Origin of the sequence: Paenarthrobacter sp. NPDC089322 (genome assembly GCF_040684895.1) — a bacterium.
Lineage (GTDB): Bacteria > Actinomycetota > Actinomycetes > Actinomycetales > Micrococcaceae > Arthrobacter.
Genome location: NZ_JBFBGW010000041.1, coordinates 1 through 3,207 on the forward strand (window position 1 = coordinate 1; position 3,207 = coordinate 3,207).

Sequence of the window (3,207 nt, forward strand, 5' to 3'; positions counted from 1 at the left end):
TCTTGGATGCTTCTATATTCGTCAAGTGGCGGACGTAGAATCTTGAGATGGCCTTCAGATCGCTTCTTCCTGGCGAAGTCCTCATTATGAGAACTCTGCTTGATCGTGTGGGCGAGCCAAAGTGGAGGGCGCTCGACGTAGACGCCTTGCGGGTTAATGACATGGACGACGGCGGAATGGGCAGTCTTCAATTCGAAAGCACAAAGCCGGACCGGAGTTACGGACGTACCCTTTCGGAAGGTTGGTTCAACGATGAGGACGGTTTTCCTGTCCTAGTTGCGATCAACCTCGACAAAGAAAACGAGATCTTCGAACTCGATAGCTGGAAAGTCGATTTCTCCCCCCGCCGGCGGATGCCAGAGTCCGCAACCGAAATCGTTTCCGATCCCGCTGAGCTGCAGCAGAGCGGGTATGCCGGGCCCGAACACATTAACGATCGGCAGCATGATCCCTAAATCGCGATGGAGCTATGACTTCACCCACCCCGTGGCGAGACCAAACGGGCTCTTCAAGGCACTTATTCACAGCCGCACGGAGCTACTTTGCCCCGTCTAGGATGCTTCTACGTTCGTCAAGGGAGCGACTTCGATGGCGTGGAGGCTACGGCAACAATTCCCGCGCTGATGGGTTGTTGTGACAGTCCACGAGGCGTCGTTTAACGAAGTCATTAACTGAGCGTGGAGAATGTCCTCCATGGGTGTGTTTTTTGACTATTTCTCCGCGGCATCCGATGAAGAAGCCGCCGCCGTTATTGATCGGCCGGGCGGCCCTGGGGCGGATGAGGTGATCGTTCCGAAGGCGGAACCGAAACGGGGGATTTTCGGCCTGAAACGCCGACCGGCCGCGCCTGCTATCGACGCTGCACCTGAGCAATTCCGTTACGACGTCGTCTCCGTGACTGATATCGATCCCGTCGTGCAACTGGGGACGTTGGAAGAACTGTTGACGGGCCGCGCATACGACGACATCGTTGACGACGCTCGAAGCGGACACGCGGTCGCAATTCGGGACGGGGGTGAGCGGCTGGTGCTGACACTGACGGACTCCCTCAGTGCTGCACTGGCCAACGCAAGCAATGACTTCCTCGAGCAAGTAGCGGGCCCCTGGTCGGAGACGGAAGAGTTTTGGGACGCCGCCGATCCCCGAGTTCTCGCGGACTTTCTGAAGGACCTGTCAGGACTTGCCCGACGGGCATCGGAGTCGCGAAATCGTCTCTACTGCTGGGTTTGCGTGTAACGGATGACCAATTTCCCAGCTTGTGACGATGTCTGCGGCGTGCTCGAGAAGCATATTCGGAAATTCTTCGATGAACGCGAGATTCAAGCCGTTACATGGCCTTCAGGTCCCATCCTGGAGCAGAACCCACACTTCCGAGTCTTGCGGGTGGCCCCGTCAAACCCCCAAGGGCTCTGGACCTATATTTCTGTTGGCGGTTGGGCCGCAACAGAAGCAGAGAACTTTGGGACCGAATTCATACTCTGCACTGCCGTCGATGACCCGCGAGCCGTCGAATTGCTCGCGATGACTGTCTTCTACCACCGCGGTGGCAAACTGGGCCTCGGGCATACCGTCCCATTGGGAGATCCATGGATGGAGGGCTCGACGTGTGATCACTTTTTGGTGTCGCTGCCCTACCCGTTCGGACCCGACTTGGAAATCGCTCACGTCGGTGACCGCCACGTGGAGTTCCTTTGGCTGCTCCCAATCACGGAAGCCGAACGAAATCTCAAAGTCGCCCACGGTCTTGAAGCGTTGGAGTCACGCTTTGAAGAAGTCGGTCTTCGTTACTGGGAGATTGATCGAACTTCGGTCGTGTAGCTCTAACCAAGGCTGCGGAAGATCGTGGCCTCAAACGGCTGACGGCTGGGCTGCGAGTGCCGCCGGAATGCTGGCTTGGGCGAGTGTTCGGTATATCTGCCGGGTGATGTAGCGCTTGAGACTCCGGATGATCTCTTTCTTGGTGCGGCCCTGGCTTGTTCGTTTGGCAACGTACTCTCGGGTGCCTGGGTCGCGGTTCATTCTGATGAGGGCGATGGTGTAGATCGCCTTGTTGAGTTGGCGGTCGCCGCCGCGATTCAGTCTGAACCTGGATGTGCCACCCGATGAAGCGGGGACGGGACAGGTTCCCGCGAGAGCTGCAAAAGCTGCTTCGGACCGCACTCTGCCCGAATGGGACCATGCGGTAAGAATGATTGCTGCCAGCGCCGGGCCGATACCGTAGACCTGCAGAAGAGCCGGATGCACCTGCAGAACGAGTGCCTCCAGCTCGGCGTGATTCCTTATCATTTGTTCCTGCAGAGTCAGTACCTGCCGCGCGAGTCTGACGGCCTCGCGTCGGCACGTTTGAACCCCGAATTCTTCTTCTCGTTCCCGCCATGCCGCGATGGTCTGAATCTGGCTCGTGGTCAGGGCTTTGCGCGCGTCCATGCCGAGGTCCACGACGCGCAGAAGGGCGGTGAGAGCATTTATCGCCGCTGTTCGTTCTCGTGCCATGTTCCGACGCGCATTCGAAAGGATTCTCAATGCCATGTGGTTTTGCCCCGAGCGTGGTTCCGGCAGGTGATCTAACGGAATGCTGAGAACTGCTCGTGCCGCACGGGCGGCATCCATCGAATCCGACTTTCCCTGGTATCGGCCGAGCTTTTGATTCGGGACAGGCGCTTCGGTGACCCGATAGCCGGCGTCGGAGGCCTGTTGCCTGAGTTTGGCTCCGTAGGATCCTGTTCCCTCCATAGAGAGCAGAACTGTCTCCTCAGGGGCTCCGGTTCGACGCAGAATCCAAGCCAAGGCTCTGTTTCCTCCAGCGGTAGTGGCTGGAAACGTTTCGATAGCTAGTTCTCCGCCGGTCCGGGCGTTGATGATGGCGAGCGTGTGGGTTTTAGCGTGCGTATCCACGCCCACGACGAAGCCGAAATGGTCTGCCACGATCATCTTTTCCTCCTTGAGTTTCGGGAAATGAAAGCCGTCGGTGGGTCACAACGTGGCAGGTCTGTAATGGGCCACACCCGGAAGCTGAGTGGGCATGCTTCTAATCAGGCCAGCGTCGTAGACAGTACCGATGCTGGACCCACACGAGGGCGGACATATCCAAGAAAGCGCACTCCGCAAGGTAGGTGCGGAGGCAAACCCATGGGTGAGTCACGTCCAAGTCGGGCCACAGCACCAGACTGTCAGCTACTCGCAGAGCAACCGTGTAAAGACTTACAG

At 58.0% G+C, this 3,207-nt stretch carries 4 protein-coding genes; 3 read left to right on the top strand and 1 reads right to left on the bottom strand.

Annotated features, from left to right (window positions below; translation table 11 throughout):
- The first annotated feature begins 47 nt into the window (after positions 1–47).
- From AB0N65_RS20585 to AB0N65_RS20595, 3 genes are all read left to right on the top strand, one after another.
- Positions 48–455, top strand: a complete 408-nt coding sequence (locus tag AB0N65_RS20585; protein ID WP_364166124.1) for a hypothetical protein — start codon at positions 48–50, stop codon at positions 453–455.
- A 238-nt stretch (positions 456–693) separates the two neighbouring features.
- Positions 694–1,236: a hypothetical protein gene (locus AB0N65_RS20590; protein WP_364166126.1), complete on the top strand. Its 543-nt coding sequence runs from the start codon at positions 694–696 to the stop codon at positions 1,234–1,236.
- 3 nt (positions 1,237–1,239) lie between these two features.
- The gene (locus AB0N65_RS20595) at positions 1,240–1,818 is read left to right on the top strand and encodes a suppressor of fused domain protein (RefSeq protein ID WP_364166129.1); all 579 of its coding nucleotides are present in this window, start codon (positions 1,240–1,242) and stop codon (positions 1,816–1,818) included.
- Positions 1,819–1,848: 30 nt separating this feature from the next.
- Here the strand turns inward: AB0N65_RS20595 and AB0N65_RS20600 are convergent, their stop codons facing one another.
- The gene (locus AB0N65_RS20600) at positions 1,849–2,931 is read right to left on the bottom strand and encodes an IS110 family transposase (RefSeq protein WP_364166132.1); all 1,083 of its coding nucleotides are present in this window, start codon (positions 2,929–2,931) and stop codon (positions 1,849–1,851) included.
- Between the last annotated feature and the right edge of the window lie 276 nt (positions 2,932–3,207).